The organism is Paenibacillus pasadenensis DSM 19293 (genome assembly GCF_000422485.1).
In the GTDB taxonomy this organism is placed as follows: domain Bacteria; phylum Bacillota; class Bacilli; order Paenibacillales; family Paenibacillaceae; genus Paenibacillus_O; species Paenibacillus_O pasadenensis.
Window position 1 is genome coordinate 1 of sequence record NZ_KE383863.1, and the last position, 19,854, is coordinate 19,854.

19 protein-coding genes are annotated in these 19,854 nt (G+C 66.1%); 13 read left to right on the forward strand and 6 right to left on the reverse strand.

The window, feature by feature from the left end; genetic code table 11:
• Nucleotides 1-60: 60 nt before the first annotated feature.
• The 7 genes from H582_RS0125080 (at nucleotide 61) to H582_RS0125105 (ending at nucleotide 8,640) form a co-directional block, all read left to right on the forward strand.
• Nucleotides 61-1,089, forward strand: coding sequence for an ABC transporter substrate-binding protein (locus H582_RS0125080; protein ID WP_028600739.1), 1,029 nt, complete (start codon nucleotides 61-63; stop codon nucleotides 1,087-1,089).
• A 123-nt stretch (nucleotides 1,090-1,212) separates the two neighbouring features.
• Nucleotides 1,213-2,001, forward strand: coding sequence for an ABC transporter permease (locus H582_RS0125085; RefSeq protein ID WP_052333665.1), 789 nt, complete (start codon nucleotides 1,213-1,215; stop codon nucleotides 1,999-2,001).
• The gene (locus H582_RS0125090) at nucleotides 1,994-3,250 is read left to right on the forward strand and encodes an ABC transporter substrate-binding protein (RefSeq protein ID WP_028600741.1); all 1,257 of its coding nucleotides are present in this window, start codon (nucleotides 1,994-1,996) and stop codon (nucleotides 3,248-3,250) included. The genes H582_RS0125085 and H582_RS0125090 overlap by 8 nt, the downstream gene beginning before the upstream one ends.
• Nucleotides 3,251-3,912: 662 nt before the next feature.
• Nucleotides 3,913-4,116: a hypothetical protein gene (locus H582_RS33060; protein WP_240479080.1), complete on the forward strand. Its 204-nt coding sequence runs from the start codon at nucleotides 3,913-3,915 to the stop codon at nucleotides 4,114-4,116.
• A complete protein-coding gene (locus H582_RS29600; protein ID WP_240479081.1) occupies nucleotides 4,085-5,917 on the forward strand; it encodes a cation:proton antiporter in 1,833 nt (610 codons plus the stop codon). Before H582_RS33060 ends, H582_RS29600 begins: the two co-directional genes overlap by 32 nt.
• Before the next feature lie 143 nt (nucleotides 5,918-6,060).
• Nucleotides 6,061-7,221, forward strand: coding sequence for a winged helix-turn-helix domain-containing protein (locus H582_RS33215; protein WP_043112090.1), 1,161 nt, complete (start codon nucleotides 6,061-6,063; stop codon nucleotides 7,219-7,221).
• 114 nt (nucleotides 7,222-7,335) lie between these two features.
• Nucleotides 7,336-8,640, forward strand: coding sequence for an MFS transporter (locus H582_RS0125105; protein WP_028600742.1), 1,305 nt, complete (start codon nucleotides 7,336-7,338; stop codon nucleotides 8,638-8,640).
• A gap of 140 nt (nucleotides 8,641-8,780) precedes the next feature.
• Here H582_RS0125105 and speD read toward each other — a convergent pair whose 3' ends face one another.
• From speD to H582_RS29620, 5 genes are all read right to left on the reverse strand, one after another.
• A complete protein-coding gene (gene speD, locus H582_RS0125110; protein ID WP_028600743.1) occupies nucleotides 8,781-9,587 on the reverse strand; it encodes an adenosylmethionine decarboxylase in 807 nt (268 codons plus the stop codon).
• Nucleotides 9,588-9,675: 88 nt separating this feature from the next.
• Nucleotides 9,676-10,416 carry an ABC transporter permease gene (locus tag H582_RS29610; RefSeq protein ID WP_052333666.1) on the reverse strand — a complete coding sequence of 247 codons (741 nt, stop codon included), beginning with the start codon at nucleotides 10,414-10,416 and terminating at the stop codon, nucleotides 9,676-9,678.
• A complete protein-coding gene (locus tag H582_RS29615) occupies nucleotides 10,413-11,414 on the reverse strand; it encodes a glycine betaine ABC transporter substrate-binding protein (protein ID WP_084137611.1) in 1,002 nt (333 codons plus the stop codon). Before H582_RS29615 ends, H582_RS29610 begins: the two co-directional genes overlap by 4 nt.
• Entirely contained in the window at nucleotides 11,411-12,079 is a 669-nt protein-coding gene (locus tag H582_RS0125125; protein ID WP_028600744.1) for an ABC transporter permease, read from the reverse strand. Before H582_RS0125125 ends, H582_RS29615 begins: the two co-directional genes overlap by 4 nt.
• Nucleotides 12,076-13,323 carry an ABC transporter ATP-binding protein gene (locus H582_RS29620; protein WP_052333670.1) on the reverse strand — a complete coding sequence of 416 codons (1,248 nt, stop codon included), beginning with the start codon at nucleotides 13,321-13,323 and terminating at the stop codon, nucleotides 12,076-12,078. The genes H582_RS0125125 and H582_RS29620 overlap by 4 nt, the downstream gene beginning before the upstream one ends.
• 178 nt (nucleotides 13,324-13,501) lie before the next feature.
• On the opposite strand from H582_RS29620, the gene H582_RS0125135 reads away from it, so the two are divergent.
• The 4 genes from H582_RS0125135 (at nucleotide 13,502) to trhA (ending at nucleotide 16,074) form a co-directional block, all read left to right on the forward strand.
• Nucleotides 13,502-14,227 carry a hypothetical protein gene (locus tag H582_RS0125135; RefSeq protein ID WP_028600745.1) on the forward strand — a complete coding sequence of 242 codons (726 nt, stop codon included), beginning with the start codon at nucleotides 13,502-13,504 and terminating at the stop codon, nucleotides 14,225-14,227.
• Between the two features lie 29 nt (nucleotides 14,228-14,256).
• A complete protein-coding gene (locus H582_RS0125140) occupies nucleotides 14,257-14,997 on the forward strand; it encodes a pirin family protein (protein ID WP_028600746.1) in 741 nt (246 codons plus the stop codon).
• Nucleotides 14,994-15,335: a hypothetical protein gene (locus H582_RS0125145; RefSeq protein ID WP_028600747.1), complete on the forward strand. Its 342-nt coding sequence runs from the start codon at nucleotides 14,994-14,996 to the stop codon at nucleotides 15,333-15,335. The genes H582_RS0125140 and H582_RS0125145 overlap by 4 nt, the downstream gene beginning before the upstream one ends.
• 94 nt (nucleotides 15,336-15,429) lie before the next feature.
• Nucleotides 15,430-16,074 carry a PAQR family membrane homeostasis protein TrhA gene (gene trhA / locus H582_RS0125150; RefSeq protein WP_028600748.1) on the forward strand — a complete coding sequence of 215 codons (645 nt, stop codon included), beginning with the start codon at nucleotides 15,430-15,432 and terminating at the stop codon, nucleotides 16,072-16,074.
• Nucleotides 16,075-16,181: 107 nt separating this feature from the next.
• Here trhA and H582_RS0125155 read toward each other — a convergent pair whose 3' ends face one another.
• On the reverse strand, nucleotides 16,182-16,823 hold the full coding sequence (locus tag H582_RS0125155; RefSeq protein WP_028600749.1) for a GntR family transcriptional regulator: 642 nt from the start codon (nucleotides 16,821-16,823) through the stop codon (nucleotides 16,182-16,184).
• Between the two features lie 502 nt (nucleotides 16,824-17,325).
• Here H582_RS0125155 and rocD point away from each other — a divergent pair.
• The gene (gene rocD / locus H582_RS0125160) at nucleotides 17,326-18,534 is read left to right on the forward strand and encodes an ornithine--oxo-acid transaminase (protein ID WP_028600750.1); all 1,209 of its coding nucleotides are present in this window, start codon (nucleotides 17,326-17,328) and stop codon (nucleotides 18,532-18,534) included.
• A 78-nt stretch (nucleotides 18,535-18,612) separates the two neighbouring features.
• Nucleotides 18,613-19,554 (forward strand): arginase, encoded by a 942-nt coding sequence (gene rocF, locus H582_RS0125165; protein ID WP_052333667.1) that lies wholly within the window; start codon nucleotides 18,613-18,615, stop codon nucleotides 19,552-19,554.
• Nucleotides 19,555-19,854: the final 300 nt, after the last annotated feature.

The window sequence follows — 19,854 nt, forward strand, 5'->3', positions numbered from 1 at the left end:
CAACCGCCTCTCTTTTCCGACAGCCCCTTATCCATAGATTCGAAAGGAGCCTATCTATCAATGAAAGCCATCCGCATCCACGCCATGCGCCGAACGAGCCTGACGGCGCTCGCCGTCATCGCCGCCGCGGCGCTGCTCGCCTCCTGCGGCAAGAACGAGCCGGCCGAGCCGGCGGAAGCCGCGGCCGGAGCCGGCGGCAAAGAAATCGTCGAGTTCAAGTACCCCGACAACCCCGGCTTCGACCTCGTCTATCTGGCAGACGAGCTCGGCTACTTCGACGGCACGTCCACCCGGCCGAAATATGTCGGCAAGATCGCCGCGCCGCAGATCATCCCGCTCGTCGGCACCGGAGACATCGACTTCGGCTCGCGGATGGTGCCTCTCGTCATCTCGGCGATCGCCAGCGGCGCCGACATCAAGGTCGTCTCCGCCGGCGGCAAGACGCTGGAGGACGCTCCGCACATGAAGTATTTCGCCCGGGCGGACTCCGGCATCAAGACGGCCAAGGACCTCGAGGGCAAGACGATCGGCATCAACAGCTTCGGCGCCTGCGCCGAGTTCGTGTCCAAGAAATACTTCAAGGAGCAGGGCGTCGACGTGAGCAAGATCAAGTTCCTCGTCGTGCCGGACGACAAGCAGGAGCAGACGCTGGAGCAGGGCGGCATCGACCTGGCGATCATCCACGCGCCGTTCTCCGGCCGCGCCGGCAAGAACGAGAAGTTCACGCAGCTGTGGAGCGACTACGACCTCGACGGCGGCCTCGGCGGCATGGCGCCGTACAGCGCCAACGGCGAGTTCGCCCGCAAGCATCCGGAGGCGGTCCGCGACTTCGTCGCGACGATCGCCAAGACGGCCAACTGGGTGAACGACCATCCGGAGGAGGCGAAGGCGATCATCGCGAAGCGGCTGAACATGAACGTGGAGTACATCGACCGCTTCGCCTACGTCGAGGACCTGGTCGTCACCGAGCCGCCGATCCAGTACTATATCGATATTCTCGAAGAGAACGGCAAGATCGACAAGGGCAAGGTGAAGGTGAAGGACGTCTATACGAACGAATTCAACCCGAACGCGTCCGGCTCGGCCTAGCGGCATAACGTCAGAACGGACTAGCGTCGCACCGCCATAACGCCATAACGTCATAACGCCATAACGCCATAACGTCATAACGCATAGCGGCCAAGCGGTCTGCCCGAAAAGGAGAAGATGCTCATGGCTCGACCCTCGTCCGCCTTCTCGGCGGGACGAATCGTAGAACGGAGCGCGGCGATCGTCGCGTTCCTCGTACTCTGGGAGCTGCTGCCCCGGCTCGGCGTCATCAGCGAGGCTTACCTCAGCCCGTTTTCCGTCGTGGCGGCCACCGTCTGGGAGCTGCTGAGCAGCGGAGCGGCATGGGAGCATGTGTCGGCCAGCCTGAGCCGCTCGCTGTCGGGCCTGCTGCTGGCGGCCGCGGGAGGCATTGCGCTCGGCCTGCTGATCGGCTGGTTCCGCCGCGTCGAGGCGCTGCTCGATCCGCTGCTGCAGCTGTTCCGGCAAATATCGGCGTTCGCCCTGCTGCCCGTATTCATCCTCTTCCTCGGCATCGGGGAAGCGTCCAAGACGGCGATCATCCTCTGGGCGTCGTTCTGGCCGATCCTGCTGAACACGGTGGGCGGGGTGCGCTCCGCCGACAAGCTGCTGATCGACTCGGCCCGCTCGATGGGCGCGTCGCAGGCATACTTGTTCTTCCGGGTCATCCTGCCGTCGGCGGCTCCGAGCATCTTCACCGGCATCCGGCTCGGCGGAGCGAACTGCATCACGGCGCTCGTCGCCGCCGAGATGATCGGGGCTTCGGCGGGACTCGGCTTCTACACGCTCAACTCGCAGGAGATTTTCCAGATCCCCGACATGTATGCCGGCATCCTGCTGCTCGCGGCGATGGGCCTGCTGCTCAATTACGTTCTGGCTTGGGTGGAAAGGCGGTTCACGCGCTGGCGGAGAGGTCTGGCCGCTCATGGCTGAGGAAGGCCGGCCCGACCGGCAGCGCTGGAGCGATCCGCTGGCATCGGCTTCGCTGCCGGCCGGACCGTCTGCGCGGCAGGACGGAGGCGGCGCCTCGGACCGCGCAGCGGCGGAGGCTGCCGGCGGCGCCTCGCAGCTTGCGGCGGCGGAGGAGAGCGGCGGACGCCGGCGCGGCGCTCGGCTGCGGTCCGGCGAGCGGCCCGGCGGCCAGACTGGACCGGCATCGCCTTGGCGGCTGGCCGCGCTGGTCGCCGCGAGCATCGCGCTGCTGGCGCTCGCAGGCTTCGGCAGGCTGCCCGGCCTCGCCGGCGGAAGCGCGGGCGGCCTCGGCAGCAGCTCCGGCAGCGGAGAACCCGCATGGGCGGATCGCAGCCTCGACCCGAAGCGGCTGACGATCGGCTACGTCAAAGACAGCCCGCGCGTGCTGCTGCGCGAGGACGAGGCGCTGCGGCAGGCTGCCGCGGCTGCGGGCGTCAAGCTCGCCTGGCGCGAGTACGCGGACAGCTCCGCGCTCGTGCAGGCCGTGCAGAGCGGCGAGGCCGACTTCGGCGAAGCGGACGATGCGGCGCTGGCGAGCCTGCATGAAGCCGGCGACGGGCTGCGGGCGCTGGCGGCGGAGCCGTCCAACCCGCAGGCCTATGCGATCGTCGCCCGCGAGGGAAGCGAGCCAGGCGACGTCGCCTGGCTGCGCGGGCGGACGATCGGCTACGTGCCGCGCAGCAACAGCCACGCGCTGCTGCTGCAGGCGCTGCGCCAAGCCGGCTTGTCCGAGGCGGAGGTCGAGCTGCGGCCGCTGTCGCCGGCGGAGCTGATCCGCTCTTTTCGCAAAGGAAGCCTCGACGCATGGGCGGCGCAGGAGCCGGAGCTGACGCGGCTGGAGTCGCTGGACGACCGCGTGCTCGCGGACGGACAGGCGATCGCAGGCGCCGTCGGCCTGCGCGAGCTGCTGCTGACGACGGCCGAGAACGAGGCGAGCCGCGGCGAGCTGCTGGAGGCGGTCGTCTGGGCGTACGGCATGCAGGACGAGTACCTGCTGCGCGACTATCATGACGCGGCGGAGCGGCTCAGCGAGCAGACGGACGTCACGCATCTGCAGTGGCTGCGCCTGTTCGAGCGCAAAAGCTTCGGCACCGCTCCGCTGCTGCCCGGCATCCAGGCGGAGGAGCAGCGGCTCGCCGACGCGCTGGCCGAGCTCGGCCTCCGCGCGAGCCCGATCGACATGACGGAGCTGCTGCGAGCTCCGGAATAAGATTCCCCATGCTTAATATTGAAAGAAGCGTTCCGATCGGCTCGAAAGTGCCGGGCGGAACGCTTCTTTATTTCATGAGCTTCACTCTCGCAGCGCCGGCATCATGTCGAGGCATGCAAGCCTGACAGCGGGATTGCATAGACGCTCTAGCGATACGGAGAAGCCTTATTTTGTCGAATCGGAGGTTTTTGGCAATCTAATGATACTGGCGAGCGCTATTCAGTCGTTTCGGCATGGCAAAAGCTATTTTTTGGAGCAATAAGCTCGCTGAGTATCGTTACGTTTTTAACGAGCCTCTTTTGAAGGAAATAACGTCTGTGAGTATCGTTGGAGATGCGGGTGGAGGGGGCCGACGGGAGGGCGCTGCTGGGGCGGGCTGCTCTAGAAATCGGGCTATGGTCGATTCCGCGCGATGCAGGCGTGCCGCCTTGATGCAGGCGTCCGCCTTAATCGGGCGTGCGGCGCGATGCAGGCGTGTCGCCTTAATCTGGCATGCCGACTTGATCTGGCGTGCCGCAAGGATGCAGGCATGCCGCTCGACGCTGGCGTCCCCTGGACGCAGGGCGTCGCGTCCCGGTTAGGCTCAGCCTGCTTTCTTATGGTAAAGTAATAAGATACTGCCTCATAAGGCTGTCCATTCGCTGAAGGAGCTTGATGGAATCATGGAGATTTTTCTGCTGACGATGGCGCTGCTGGTCATGATCGGAGCCTCGAACGTCATCCAGCGCCTCATCCCGTTCGTTCCGGTGCCGATCATCCAGATCGGGCTCGGCATCGCGGCGGCGTACATGCCCGTTCGTGCATCATGTGCCGTTCGAGCCGGAGCTGTTTTTCGTGCTGTTCATCGCGCCGCTGCTGTTCAATGACGGCAAGATCACCCCGCGCGAGGAGCTGTGGCGGCTGCGCTCGCCGATCCTGCTGCTGGCGCTGGGCCTCGTCTTCGCGACCGTGCTGCTCGTCGGGCCGTTCATCCACTGGCTGATCCCGGCCATTCCGCTGTCGGCCGCGTTCGCGCTCGCCGCGATCCTGTCGCCGACCGACGCGGTCGCGGTCGGCTCGATCTCCGGCCGGGCCAAGCTGCCCGGCGGCATCCTGCGCCTGCTCGAGGGCGAGGCGCTCATGAACGACGCCTCCGGCCTCGTCGCGTTCAACTTTGCGATCGCGGCGACGGTGACGGGGTATTTCTCGATCACGCATGCGGCCGGCAGCTTCATCGTCATCGCGCTCGGCGGACTCGCCGTCGGCGCGGCGCTCGGCTTCGCCGCCGTCTGGCTGCGGGTGTGGCTGCGGCGCTGGGGGATGGAGGACATCACCGTCCACATGCTGATCCTCATCCTGACGCCGTTCCTCATCTTCCTTGCCGCCGAGCATCTGCATGTGTCGGGCATCCTCGCCGTCGTCGCGGCGGGCGTCGTGCATGCCGTCGAGCGCGACCGGATGGGACCGTCGACGATCCGCCTCAACGTCGTGTCCGACAGCACCTGGTCGGTCATCCTGTTCTGCCTGAACGGCCTCGTGTTCATGCTGCTCGGCTTCGAGATTCCGGCCGTCATTACGAAAATATGGGAGGATCCGAATTACCACAATGGCCAGGTCATCGGCTATATCTTCGCGATTACGGCGCTGCTGCTGGCGCTGCGCTTCGTCTGGGTATGGGCGAGCGACCGCCGCTGGAAGCCGGCGCTGCTGACGGCGCTGTCCGGCGTGCGGGGAGCCGTGACGCTGGCGGGCGCGTTCTCGATCCCGCTGCTGCTCGGCGACGGCTCGCCGTTCCCGGAGCGCAGCCTCATCCTGTTCATCTGCGCCGGCGTCATCCTGCTGACGCTCGTCATCGCGAGCGTCTTCCTGCCGCTGCTCACCCGCGAGCCGGGGGCGGCGCCGAAGGTCGGCGCGGAGGCCGCCGCCAAGGAAGCGGAGCGGCGGGCGCGCATCAAGGTACTGGAAGCCGGCCTGAGCACGGTGCAGGCCGAGATGCGCGAGGACAACCAGGCGGCGGCGCTTGCGATCAAGGCCGATTACGCCCAGCGGCTGCAGGAGCTGCGCATCGGCCTGGCGGCCGACACGGAGTCCCGCTCGGCGGTCGTGCCGCTGCGGCTGGAAGCGCTGGAGGCCGAGCGCCGGCTCGCCCGCGAATGGCTGGCCGACGGGCGCATCACGCCGCAGCTGGAGGAGGCGTTCCAGTCGTCGCTGAACCGCGTCGAGCTGGCGCTGACGAACCGCTTCAAGCTGCTGGCGGCGCTGCTGTACGGCTTGTTCATCCGGCTGTTCACCAAGCGCGGCCGCCTGCGCAAGGCGCGTCTGAAGGCCGAGCGGGTGAAGGAAGAGTACAAGGATCTCAAGCAGGCGGCCATCGGCGCCTCGATCGAGCGCCTGCGCGAGCTTGAGGGCGAGTACAGCCCGGACCTCATCCAGGCGATGCTGGGCCATTATCGCGAGATGGCGCTGCGCCTGCGCGGAGACCGGTTCGGGCGGGGCGAGACGGGCACTGCCGCCGAGCGCCGCGAGCTGGAGCAGAAGGCGGTGCAGGCCGAGCGCAACGAGATCCAGCGGCTGTTCGAGGAAGGCGGCATCGACCGCAAGCTCGCGGCCAAGCTGCGCGTGTACGTCAATTATCGCGAGGCGAGCCTGCACGAGAACGAGCAGCTCGGCACGCACGCGGCCCACTGACGCCCGCCGCCGCATCCGTTCCTTGCAGTCCCGTCTTCGGCCAAGGCCGAGGCGGGGCTGCTTTTGCTTGGACATCCGCAGGGAAGCGGCTCTCGCGAAGAGCATGCTATAATGGCGCCAGGATCTTGAAAAGGAGCATCGTCATGAGACTGGAATTCAGCGAGAACGGATATGCCGTGTCGACGGAAGGGGTGTCGATCGAGCTCCTGCCGAAGGAATATGCCCTGCTTCAATTCCTTAGCCGCAACCAGGGGCAGGCCTTCAGCCGCGAGCAGCTCCTCGACCGCGTATGGCCGCGCGAGTATCCGGTCGAACGGACGGTTGACGACCACATCTACCGGCTGCGCAAAAAGCTGGCTCCGCTCGACGGAGTCGAAATCCGCACCGTGCGGGGCTTCGGCTATGTCCTGACCATCGGCGGCGGCGTCGGCGGCGATCCGGGCAAGCCCTCCGCGCAGGATGGAGAGCTGCAGGAGCAGATGCGGGAGATCTTCGTCAAATACCATCGCTACGGCCAGGGCAAGTCGATGCTGGCGCTGGCCCGCCAGCAGGATGTGCTCGGGTTCGAGCTGGACCCGTTCTATGCCGTCTACACCCGCTTCGTGCAAGGCGACGTGCAATGGCTGCTGGACGGCGGCGGCCTGAAGCCGCCGGAGCGGCTGTACTGGCTGCTGCTGTTTTTCCTGTTCGCCGGGAAGCCCGAGGAGAGCCTCGCCTACTGCGAGCGGGCGCTCGCTGACGGACGGCTGCCGGAGAGCCAGCATCGCGAGGTGGAGCTGCTCAACATTCTGGATCTGTATGCGGCGTCGGGCCGGCCGGAGGCCGCGCTGGAGCGGCTCCGGCACACCCGGGAGCGGATCGCCCGCGATCCCGGCTTCAAGAGCTTCGAGACGCCGGCGGCCGTCTCCGAGCTGTACGCCCGGCTCTACATGGAGACGGACGATGAGCGGCTTCAGGCTCTGGAAGCCCGCATCGAAAGGCTGCTGGCCGAACAGCCTTTCCTGAGGGAGATCGGCAGCTTCCAGATCGTCAGCGGGCTGAGGCGCCTGCGCGCCGGCGACCGCAAGGCGGGGGAAGCGAGGATCGACGAGGGGCTCGGCGTCCTGGACATCTCCGGCTTCGTGCCGATCAAGCTGTTCGGGCTGTTCCGCATCGTGCAGCTCTGCCGGCAGATGCCTGTCCCCGGCGCGGAGGCTGCCGTCCGCCGGTACGAGCGGCAGTTCGCGGAGGAGTCCGCCCGCTGCGGCCTGCCCGGCCTGCTGAGCCGGATCGGACGGGAGCTCGAGGCCGGACTGCAGGGCTGATTTCAGCGTCGCGCCCCGGACGGATTTTTTGGCGCTCCTCTGATGATCCTCTGACATTCCGCCGCTAAAGTGGATCTCAACCAACGGCTTCCCGCCGGACAGGAGAGATCCGCCATGACCCATCCATCCGCAGCAGGCCGCGGCCTGCTGGCCAACAAGGCGTACAGGCGCGTCTTGGGCGCCTATACGTTCGCCGTCTTCGGCGACTGGTTCGACATGATCGCCATCCAGGTGCTCGTCGCCTACCGCTGGGGAGCGAGCCCGCTCATGCTGGCTCTCATCCCCGTCAGCCTCGCTCTGCCCGGCATCGCGTTCGGCTCCTTTGCCGGCGTCATCGCCGACCGGGTCGACAAGCTCAAGCTGATGCGCCTCTGCGATCTGGCTACGGCGCTGCTGACGGCCTCTTTGCTGCTCGCGCCGAACCTTTACGCGCTCTTGCCGCTGCTCGCCCTGCGGTCGGCCGTCTCCTCGCTGAACGTGCCGGCCCAGCAGGCGCTGACCCGCAGCCTCGTCCGCGAGGATCAGCTGCTGCAGGCATCCTCGCTGAACGGCCTCGTGAACCAAAGCTCCAAGATCGCCGGACCGCTGCTCGGCGGACTGGCGCTGAGCGTCCTTTCACCGGGCTGGTGCATCGCCCTCAATGCCGTCCTGCGGCTGCTCTCCTGCCTGCTGCTGTTCTTCGTCAAGCCGGAGGTCGCGGCGTCCGGCGCCGCCCGCGGCGCTGGTGCGCCGGCGAGCGCCGGCGATGGCGGCCCTCCGCCGATTCCGGCCCGGCAGATGTGGCGGGAGGGCTGGAGCTTCATCCTCCGCTCGCGCCTGCTGCGCAATACGATGCTGTTCGGCCTGGCGGGCACGCTGCTCATCCAGATCGTCGACTTCCAGTTCGCCAGCCTGTTCCTCGCGATCGCCCCTGAGCGGGACGAGATGCTGGGCTGGCTCATCGCCGCGGCGGGCGCCGGAGCGGTGGGCATGATCGCCCTTATGAACCGCGCCGGAGCGAAGCTCAGCCACGGCGTCCGGCTCGGCGGAGGCTACGCGATGATCGGCGCTGCCATCGGCGGGCTCGGCCTGCTGCAGCCCGGCGTCGCCGCGCTGCCCGTCCTGCTGCTCGGCCTGCTGCTGGGCGCCGGCAACGGCATGTTCATGGTCGCCTTCAGCTATTGCCTGCAGAAGGAGACGCCTCCCGCCATGACGGGAAGGGTGTTCGGCATCCAGAGCATGGTGCTGGGCACGGTCATGATCGTGGCGCCGCTGCTCGGCGGGCTGCTCGTCGGCCTGGCCGGACCGCGCCTCATCTTTGCCGGTCTCGGCGCCCTGATCGCGGTCGTCGGCGTCGGAGGCCTGCTGCTCGCAGGCCGGCTGTGGCCGGCCTCGGCGCCCGTCCAGAGCCCGCCTCCCGTCCGCGCGGCCCAAGGCTGAGCGCCGCTGACGGACGCGCGCCGCCGCTCCTGCGTCGTCGACGCCATGCGAAAAAAGACGCCTCATCGAATCGTCATCGGCTTGGCCCCTGGGGGGCGCCGATGTCCATTCGGCGGGGCGTCTTTCCTTTTCCGCGGCGGTCAGCTCATGTTTTTTCCGTAGAAGATCTCGTCCATCTCGGCCTTGAGCTTCTCCGTGATCTCGTCCTGCTCGGCGCGGCTCAGCTTGTCCCGGGTGTAGCCGAACAAGTAATTGTCGAGGTCGAACTGCTTGAGCTTGCACTTCGTGTGGAAGATGTTCTCCTGATAGACGTTGACGTCGATCATATGGAACAGATCCTGCGCCTCGTCGGGAATGTAGTTCTGGATGGAGCTGATGTCATGGTCGATGAACAGCTTGTGCCCGGTAATGTCGCGCGTGAAGCCTCGCACCCGGTAGTCGATCGTCATGATGTCGGTATCGAACGAGGAGATCAGGTACGTCAGCGCCTTCAGCGGGCTGATCTCGCCGCAGGTGGAGACGTCGATGTCCGCGCGGAACGTGCTGATGCCCTCGTCCGGATGGAACTCGGGATACGTGTGCACGGTGATATGGCTCTTGTCGAGCTGCAGCACGACGTTGGCCGGCATCGGGCCCGGCGACTCGTCGAACGCTTCCTTGGGCACCTGGACGACCGGTCCCTCGGAGACGAGCAGCGTCACGCTCGCGCCCTGGGGCTCGTAGTCCTGCTTGGCCGTATTCAGCACATGCGCGCCGATGATGTCGGCGACATGGCGGAGGATGCCGTCGAGCCGATCCGAGTTGTACTGCTCGTCGATGTAGGCGAGGTACGCCTCGCGCTCTTCCTTCGTGCGCGTGTAGCAGATGTCGTACATGTTGAAGCTGAGCGACTTCGTCAGGTTGTTGAAGCCATGCAGCTGAATCACTTGCTCGTGCGTCAGTTTCATCCGGCAGTCCTCTCCTTCGCTGCGATAAGTCCGTCTTCCTTATTACCCGGCCGCGGCAAAATGACCCAAAGGCCCCGAGCGCCGGCGCTCAGCCCTGCGCCTTCGGCACCGGCGGCACGGCCGCATCGGCGCCGTCCTTGCCGGACGCGCCGCCGCCGGCGCGCGGCCGCCGCGAGCGGGCGGCGGCCGGATCGAGCCGGCGCTGGAGCGCTCCGAGGCCGATATCCGCTACGATCGCGAGCAGCGCGGCCGGCAGCGCGCCGGAGTAGATGCGCAGCGAGTTCTGGCCGTTGATGCCGGCGTACACCTCGCGGCCGAGGCCGTCGCCGCCGACGAGCGGCGCGATCGTGGCGACGCCGATGGCGATGACGGCCGCGACGCGCAGGCCGGTCATCATGTACGGCAGCGCGAGCGGCACGCGCACGCGCCACAGCTGCTGCCAGCGGCTCATGCCGACGCCGCGCGCGGCGTCGATCAGGCTGCCGCTCACCTGCTGCAGCCCGACGTAGGTGTTGCGCACGATCGGATTGAGCGAGTAGAGGAACAGCCCGGCCATCACGGTCGCGTTGCCGAGTCCCATCCACAGCATGAGCAGCACGAGCATGGCGAGAGAGGGCACGACCTGCAGGATGCCGGTCACGGCGAGGACGAGGCGCGCCGTCCAGCGGCCGCGCATGCACAGGATGCCGAGCGGCACGCCGGCCAGCAGGGCAAGCCCGACGCCGGCGGCGACCATCTGCACATGCTGGAGGAAATATTCGCCCATGAGCCCGCGGTTGCGCCAGAAATAGTCCGCGAAGTCGGCGAACGTCATGTCCGGTTCCGTCACTTCGGAATCAGCCCTTTCTGCTTCAGGTAGGCGAGGGCGACCTCGCGCTCGCTCTTTTTCTCGATGTCAACCTGGTAGTTGAGCCCGATCATCGTCTCCGCGTCGATCGCGCCGATCAGCGGCCGCAGCGCCTCCTTGACGCCGGGATGGAGCGCCTCCATCTCCTTGCGCATGACCGGCGAGGCGTCATAGGGCGGGAAGAAATGGCGGTCGTCCTGCAGCGTCTGGAGATCGAACGCCTTGAGCCGGGCGTCGGTGGAGTAGGCGAGCACGATGTCGACCTGCTCGTTCTTGACCGCCGTATAGACGAGGCTCAGCTCCATCGGATACGCCTTGGCGAACGAGATGCCGTACTCCTGCCGGAAAGCCGGATAGCCGTCGCTAGCCCGCTCCAGCCAGGACGTGTCGACGCCGAAGCGCATCGAGGCCGCGTCGGGCTTGATGTCGGAGATGCTGCGATAGCCTCTGGCCTCCGCGACTTGGCGGCGCACGGTGAAGGCGTATGTGTTCTCGAAGCCGAGCGGATCCATCCAGTCGAAGCCGTAGTAGCGGTCGAAGCCCTCCTGCGCCTGCCGCAGCACCTCGGCGCGGTCCTTGGTCAGGCTCTCCAGCGGGAAGTGGTTGTTGAAAATCTCGCCCGAATACAGCGTCGCCAGGTCGATGTCGCCGCGATCGAGCGCGCTGAAGACGAGCGGGCTGGCCGCCAGGTCGGGAATGACCTTGACGTCGAGGCCGGTCTTCTGCTCGATGAGCGCCTTGTACATCTCGGCGAGGATTTTCGTCTCGGTGAACGTCTGCGCCCCGATCCGCAGGTCGGGCCGGGCGCCGCAGCCGGCTCCCGCCAGCGTCAGCAGCAGGACGAGGCAGGCGCTCGCCGCCGTCCTCGCCGCCCGAGGCTTGCCGGCCAGAGCCTTTAGAGCCGTCGCTGTCTTCGGCCAGCGCCAGCCGCAGCGTCCCTTGTCCGTGCCGCGCTCGCCGCATCGCCGTGCCAGGCTCATGCCGCCGCACCTCCCCGCAGGCCGAAGCGGCGTCCGAGCGCGGATTCGAGCCAGCCGAGCAGCAGGTCGGCGGCGAGCGCCAGCGCGATCGCGCCGAGCGCGCCGGCGACGATCAGATACGGCTGGTTGACGCCCATGCCGGAGACGATGAGCTGGCCGAGGCCGCCCGCGCCGACGAGCGTGGCGAGCGTCGCCCAGCTGATGACGTACACCGTCGTCAGCCGGATGCCCGACATGATGTACGGCACGGCGAGCGGCAGCTGCACCCGCAGCAGCCGCTGGGCGGCCGAGTAGCCGAGGCCGCGCGCCGCCTCCAGCACATGCGGATCGACGGAGCGGAAGCCCTCGTACGTGTTGCGCAGCACCGGCATGATCGAGTAGAGCAGCAGCGCGAGCACGGCCGGGCGCGCCCCGATGCCCATGAGCGGGATGAGGATGGCGAGCAGCGCCAGGCTCGGGATCGTCTGCAGCAGGTTCGCAAGGAAAAAGACGGCGCTGTTCAGCCAGCCGATCCGGCTGTAGACGAGCAGCACGCCGAGCGGGAGCGAGATCGCCGAGCCGATGAGCACGGCGATCAGCGACAGCGTCAGATGCTCGCGCAGCGCGAGCAGCAGGTCCGGCAGCCGCTCGCCGAGAAACTCAAAAAAAGAGAGGCCGGCGCTCATGAGTGCTCCTCCCGATTGCCGCCTTGCGGGCCGAGGCCGGTAGAGGAGCCAGGCTCCTCCCCGTTGTCGCCATGCGGCAGCTTCTCCGCCAGATGCCGCACGACGCTGCCGCGCGTGATGAGGCCGATGAAGCGGCTGTCCTCGTCGATGACGGCGACGTTGTGCAGCCGGTGGCTCGCCAGCAGCTCGACCGCCTGCGTCAGCGGCGTGCCGGACTGCACGGAGTAGCGCACCGGCATCATGACGTCGGCGACCGTCTTGTCCTCGTCGCCGTAGCTGTCCATCACGTTGTAGATGGATACGCTGCCGAGCAGCTTGCGCTGGCGGTCGACGACGTAGAGCGAGTCGACCTTGCGCCGCTCCATCGTCGTGATCGCCTCGGCCAGGCCGCGTCCCGGATAGGTGACGGCCGGCTGCGTCACCATGACGTCGTTCACCGTCGGCCCGTCGGCCATCACGAAGCCGCCGAGATCCGGTCCGGCCTCGCGCTCGGCGACGTCCGCCGCTCCGCCGGCCTCGAGCCGCTTCTGCCCGATGAACGTGCGCACGAAGTCGTTCGCCGGACGCCGCAGCATGCGGTCCGGCGTGTCGCTCTGCACGACCTCGCCGTCCTTCATGAGCACGATCCGGTCGGCGATCTTGAGCGCCTCGTCCATGTCGTGGGTGACGAACACGATCGTCTTGTGCAGCTCCTGCTGGAGCCGCGCCACGTCCTCCTGCAGCTGCTCGCGGCTGAGCGGATCGAGCGCGCTGAACGGCTCGTCCATCAGGATGATGTCGGGATCGGCCGCCAGCGCGCGCACGACGCCGACCCGCTGCTGCTGTCCGCCGCTCAGCTCCGACGGATAGCGGTCGCGGTACAGGTCGGGCTTCAGCCCGACCATGTCGAGCAGCTCGTCGACGCGCCGGGCCGTCTTGTCCGCGTCCCAGCGCTTCAGCCTCGGCACGACGGCGACGTTGCGCCCGATCGTCATATGCGGAAACAGGCCGACGCTCTGGATGACGTAGCCGATGCTGCGCCGCAGCTCGACCGGATCGATCGAGCGGATGTCGCGGCCGCCGATCTCGACCGTGCCGCTCGTCGGCGAGACGAGCCGGTTCACGAGCCGCATCGTCGTCGACTTGCCGCAGCCGCTCGGGCCGATCAGCACGGTCATTTCGCCTTGGCGGAATTCGAGATTGATGTTCTTGAGGGCATGAAAGCCGTCGTCATAGCGTTTGTTCACGTCGCGGATCTGGATCATCGTCATCCTCGCTTCACCTCCGGATGCGGCTTCATGCCGCGCATGCGATGGGTAAAGTATGTTCCTGATGCTGGAGCTTCATCCGTCCGCTCCCTGCCTCGCCTCGCCGGCCGCCGAATTGGCGCCGCGGAATCGGAACATGCTACAATTTAGCAATCGGGGAAAGGGGGGACGGAGCATGGAGCAGCAGCTTCCGCCAAAGATGACGGTGTACCATGTCGCGGGCGTCGCGACGTATCCGTCCACCTTTTACGAATGCCGGCGCCGCCTCGAGCGGCTGCTCGGCTTGATCGGCACGGAGGCCGAATTCGAGACGCTGTTCCCCTACGGCGACTATTCGCGGAGCCTCTGGCGGCAAGTGTGGGAGGTCCGCTCCGACCTGGCGCGCCGCGTGCTGCCCTCGCGGATCGGCGGGCGCTCGATGGTCAAGGAGATCGAGCGCACCTACGGCGGGGCTGGCCCGATTCTGTTCATCGGGCATAGCGGAGGAGGGCTGGCCGCCTATCAGGCCGCCCGCCTGCTCCATCAGCGCGGCGTGGACGCCGAGCTGCTGCGCGTCGCCCAGGTCGGCTCGCCCAAGACGCCGATCGACGACGCGCTGCAGGCGTCGGTCGCGTATTTCTACGCGGTCGACGCCGCCGGCAAGCCGGACGATCCGATCACGCGCATCGGCGGCTGGGGCGGCTGGCGGTCCGTTCCCGGACGGATGCCGCAGTGGAGCCGCGTCCGCCATGCGCCCGGCCATGTGGAGGGGCTGCCGGTCATCGGCGGGCATACGAACTATTTCCGGCATCAGCTTCCCTATGTGGACGCCAGCTCGCGCAGCAATCTGGAAAAGACCGTCGACGCGATCTATTCCTGGTTGAAAGCCGGCTATTCGTCCGCTACACTTATAAAAGGTTAGCTGATTCAATAAAGAAAGGGGAATCTTCCATGCAGGCCATTATCCGCAACGAGGACCGGTACCACCGCGAGAGCGACTGGCTGAAAAGCAGCTTCAGCTTCAGCTTTGGGGAGTTTTACGACGAGGCGAATCGCAGCTTCGGGCCGCTGTGCGTATTCAACGAGGACATCATCGCCGGGGGCAAAGGCTTCGGCGCGCATCCGCACCGCGAGATGGAGATCGTCTCCGTCGTCCTGAGCGGCCGGCTGAAGCATGAGGACAGCGCGGGCAACAGCGCCGTCACGACCTATGGGGGAGTGCAGCGGATGACGGCCGGCACCGGCATCGTGCACTCCGAGGTCAATCCGGATCCGGAGGAGCCGGTCCATCTGCTGCAAATCTGGCTCGCCCCGCAGACGCGGCGGCTCGAGCCTTCCTATGAGACGAGCGTCTTCGATCCCAAGTCGGCGCGCGGCCAGCTGCTGCCGATCGTTTCCCGCGATGCGGCCGGACCGGGAGCGGCCGCCATTCATCAGGACGTGACGTTTTATCTGACCGTGCTGGACGAGGGAATGACGGTCGAGCATTTCACGCGCGAGGAGCGGCTGCTGTATCTGTTCGCCATCGACGGCCAAGTGGAGATCGAGGGCATCGGCGAGCTGTTCAAGGGCGATACGCTGCGGGCGGACGGCCTGTCGCGGCTCTCCCTCAAGGGCGGCGCGGGCGGCGGCCGGCTGCTGCTGCTGGACATGGGCGCGGGCGCGCCGGCCGGGGGAGGAGAGGGCGCATGAGCGAAAAGCGCAGCGAGAAGCTGCTCATCAAGCTCGTCATCGGCCGGACGCTCATCGACACGGCCGAGCACAAGCTCTCCGCGCATGTCGAGGAAGGCGGCCGCGGCTGGATCATCACCGTCAGCGCGCTGACGCCGCGCGAGGCCGACTATATCGGAGCGAACGTCGGCCAGCTGAACTTTTTCCACTTCATTACGGAGGCGGACGGCGGCGAGGAGCGCATCCGCAAGTTCTGGCTGTATGATCTGGACGAGCCTGCCTATCAGTACGACCCGGCGACGGGCGAGGCGATCTTCGAGGTGAACGCCAGAGTGGCGTATTCCAACGAGCGGGTGTAGACTTTAAGGACGAGCCGCTCGTCTAACGAGCGATGCCGGAACCGCCCAGGCCCAAGCGCCATAGGATGGAGCAAGACCGGAAAGGAGGGGCCCCATGGCCAACACGCATACGTACACCCGCCGCGAGGAGGTCGCGAACGCGATCACCCACGGCATCGGCACGGCGCTCAGCATCGCGGCGCTCGTCGTGCTCATCGTCTTCGCCGCCTGGAAGGGGACGGCGATGCATGTCGTCAGCTTCACGATCTACGGCACGGCGATGCTGCTGCTGTACACGGCTTCGACGCTCGTGCACAGCTTCCGCGACGGACGGATGAAGGACATTCTCGAGGTGCTCGACCACTCGTTCATCTATGTGTTCATCGCCGGCACGTACACGCCGCTCGTGCTGCACACGATCGGCGGATCGCTCGGCTGGACGCTGTTCGGCATCGTCTGGGGGATCGCCGTCGCCGGCGTCGTGTTCAAGGCGTACTTCACCAAGCGCTTCCTGTTCACGTCGACGCTGCTGTACATCCTGATGGGCTGGATCGTCGTCTTCGCCTGGGGCCCTCTTACCGCGAGCCTCGCTCCGGCGGGCCTGACGCTGCTGATCGCCGGCGGACTGCTGTATACGGTCGGCACGGTGTTCTACGTCTGGCGCAGCTTCCCGTACCATCACGCCGTCTGGCATCTGTTTGTGCTGGCGGGGTCGATCGCGCATTTCTTCACGATCCTGCTGTACGTGCTTCCCCGCTGATCGGGGAGGCTCCCTATCCTAAAAGAGCCCGCCGCTCCAGCTTCCGATCCTCTTGGGTCGGGAAGCCGAGCGGCGGGCTGTTTTGGCTGCTGCCGGTCGAAAGCTGTTCAGATCATGTCGAAGTCGATGATCCGCCAGTGATGCTTGATCGCCTGCTCGAGCCGGAGCTTGTCGCGCTCGCGGAACAGCTGCGCGATCAGCCGATGCTCGGCGTTGACCTGGCGGAGCAGCGACGCGAGCCGGCCCTTGTCGTCGCTGGCGTAGCTCTGGCGCATGAAGCCGTTCTTGAGCGAGTGGAGGCTGTCGACGAGCGGCGAGTTGCCGCAGCGGTTCTGGTAAAAGTCGTGGAATTCCGCCTGGCGGGCATAATAGCCGCCGAAATCATGGGCATCGAGATCGTCCTCGATCGCCTCGACGATCCGGTCGAGCTGCTTCCAGTCGCGTTCCTCCAGCCGTTCGCAGGCGAGCGAGGCGGCGAGCGCGTCGAGCGTGCCGAGCAGGAGGGAGTAATCCTCCTTCTTCTTGCGGTCGAACGCCTTCACCGTGAAGCCCCGACGCGGCAAGTAGTCGAGCAGATTGTCCGAAGACAGCTGGAAAAGCGCCTCCCGCGTCGGCGTGCGGCTGATGTCGAGCCGCTTGCAGATTTCCGCCTCGTTGATCTTGGAGCCGGGCTGCAGGCTGCCGTCCTGAATGCGCTGCGCGATATATTCGTAGACATGGTCCTTCAACGATTGATACTTGAGCTGCATGCCGAAGACTCCTTTGCGGCGTAATGGCGATCATCCTGCTATGTATGGTTATGCAATATAATGTATACAAATGATCTACCGTCATCATATCACTGCCTCCTTGCCTCATCAAGCTTCTTTCCGTCTGAAATGGAAATAAAAGGCGGGCCTGGGGGGCCGCCATCGGAAACGTCTGAAAATTCCGTTGATGGTTTTCGAATCCTATGTTATGATCTCTTCCATAACTCTCTCTTTTTTTTGATTCAGACTGAATATTGTATACATAGGGGTGAGCCGGCGGCGACCCGGACGCTGGGACAACCGCCCCATTCGGGCGCAGCAGGAATCGGACAAGCGCTGTCCGAATAGGATAGAGCAGCCCATTCTTTGCTCGAATTCGAGCAGCGGGGATTTTCGCTGGAAGACGCTTTTCCGCCTGGATGCCGAGGGCATGCAGGTTTTTTACCGGCATGATTTGTATACAAAATACAATATGCATATTGATGCAGACGGGAGAGGATTTATGAACTCGGCTCGCACGATTGAACTCTCGGAACGGTATGCGGCGCACAATTACCATCCGCTGCCGGTCGTCATCGAAGAAGCCCAGGGCGTCTGGGTGAAGAGCCCGGAGGGCAAGTCGTACATGGACTTTCTGAGCGCCTACTCCGCGCTCAACCACGGCCATCGCCATCCGAAGCTCGTCGCCGCGCTCAAGGAGCAGGCCGACAAGGTGACGCTGACCTCGCGCGCGTTCCACAGCACCGCCGCCGGCGAATTTTACGAGAAGCTGGCCCGCTATACGGGCAAAAGCCGCCTCATCGCCATGAATACGGGAGCGGAGGCGGTCGAGACGGCGCTGAAGGCGGTCCGCCGCTGGGCGTACCGCGTCAAGGGGGTGCCGGACGGCCAGGCGGACATCATCGTCTGCAGCGGCAATTTCCACGGACGCACGCTCGCCATCACCTCGTTCTCGTCGCATGAGGAGTACAAGAGCGGCTTCGGCCCGTTCCTGCCGGGCTTTACGATCGTTCCGTACGGCGATCTGGCGGCGATGGAGGCGGCGATCACGCCGCATACGGCGGCGATCCTCGTCGAGCCGATCCAGGGCGAGGCCGGCATCGTGCTCCCGCCGGACGGCTACCTGCGCGGCATCCGCGAGCTGTGCGACCGCCAGCGCGTGCTGATGGCCGCGGACGAGATCCAGACCGGCTTCGGCCGCACCGGCTATCCGTTCGCCTGCGACCGCGAGGGGGTCGTGCCGGATCTGTACATCATGGGCAAAGCGCTCGGCGGCGGCATCCTGCCGATCTCGGCCGTCGCTTCCAGCGATGAGGTGCTCGGGCTGTTCGAGCCCGGCTCGCACGGCTCGACGTTCGGCGGCAATCCGCTCGCCTGCGCCGTCTCGGCAGCCGCGCTGGACGTGCTGGAGGAGGAGGATCTCGCCGGCCGCTCGCTCCGTCTGGGCGGCCTCGTCATGGAGCGGCTGCGCGCCATGGGCAGCCCCGCGGTCAAGGAAATCCGCGGCAGCGGCCTGTTCATCGGCATCGAGCTGCAAGGTCCGGCGCGTCCGTACTGCGAGCAGCTCATGCAGCTGGGGCTGCTTTGCAAGGAGACGCATGAGAATACGATCCGGCTGGCGCCGCCGCTGACGATATCGGAGGAGGAGCTGGAGTGGGCGCTGGAGCGCCTGCGGCTCGTGCTCGTCGGCGACGGCCACGGACTGGATTGAAGCGGTTGACGTGAATGAATTGAATCTGACCTCGAGCTGAATTCGATTTCCATTCTATCGATAAAGGGGCAATCCGATATGTTCAGCTATGCCGAATCGTTCCACAGCCGCCCGGAAGCGGCGAAAAAAATCCAGCTGATCCATGCGCCGTTCTGGCTGGGAGGCGGAAGGGCGGGCGCCGAGCTCGGCCCGGAGAGCATCGTCGAGGCGGGCATGAAGCGCCAGCTGAAGCATATGGGCCTCGAGCTGGCGGAGGAGATCGTCGTCGATGTGCCGCGTCTCGCCGCCGAACCCGCGACCGCCGGGACCAAGATGAAATACTTGGCCGAGGTGAAGGAGATGGCGGGACTGCTCGGCGAGCAGGTGCACCGGGCGGCCGCGGGCGGACGCTTCCCGCTCGTCCTGGGAGGAGACCACAGCATCGCGATCGGCACGCTGGCCGGACTGACGGGGCATCGGGGCAATCTCGGGCTGATCTGGTTCGACGCGCACGGCGACTTGAACACGGAGGAGACGACGCCGTCGGGCAACATCCATGGCATGGCGCTGGCCGCCGCGATCGGGCGGGGCGGCTTCACGCTCGCCGACATCCCGGGGGCGGGTCCGTTCATCCGCAAGGAGAACGTCGTCATCATCGGCGCCCGCGACCTCGATCCGGGCGAAAGGGAATTCATCCGCGCGGAAGGCATCCGCTGCTTCACGATGCATGAGATCGACCGCATGGGCATCCATGCCGTCATGGAGCAGGCGATCGCCATCGCCGGCGACGGCACGGACGGCGTGCATGTCAGCTTCGACCTCGACGTGCTCGATCCGCTCGAAGCATGCGGCGTCGGCACGCCGGTGCCGGGCGGGCTGAACTACCGCGAAGCGCATTATGCGATGGAGCTGCTGGCCGAAAGCGGCCTCGCCACGTCGCTGGAGCTGGTCGAGGTGAATCCGCTGCTCGACCCGAGCCGCCGCACGTCGCGGCTGGCCGTCGAGCTGGCCGCCTCGCTGCTCGGCAAGCGGATTCTGTAAGGCGGCGCGCCCGCAGCAGGGACGATGCGCAGCCGCAGGCCAGCGCGCCAGGCGCCTGCGTGACGCCGGGGCGCGGCAGATCGCCAACTAGTTAGCCTCTCGATTGGTGTGCGGGACATCGGCGGATGGAGTGAGGTCCGTTTTTACCCGTTGATTGGTTTACGGAACGCTAGCTGAGCGGATAGCGGCAACTCGCTGCTGGCTCATACGACGCGTGAAGGAAGTTTGAGCTCGCTACGCACGGTTTTTCCGCGCGTAGCGAACCAGACCGAGGGGGCAGGGCTCGCTATGCACAGTATT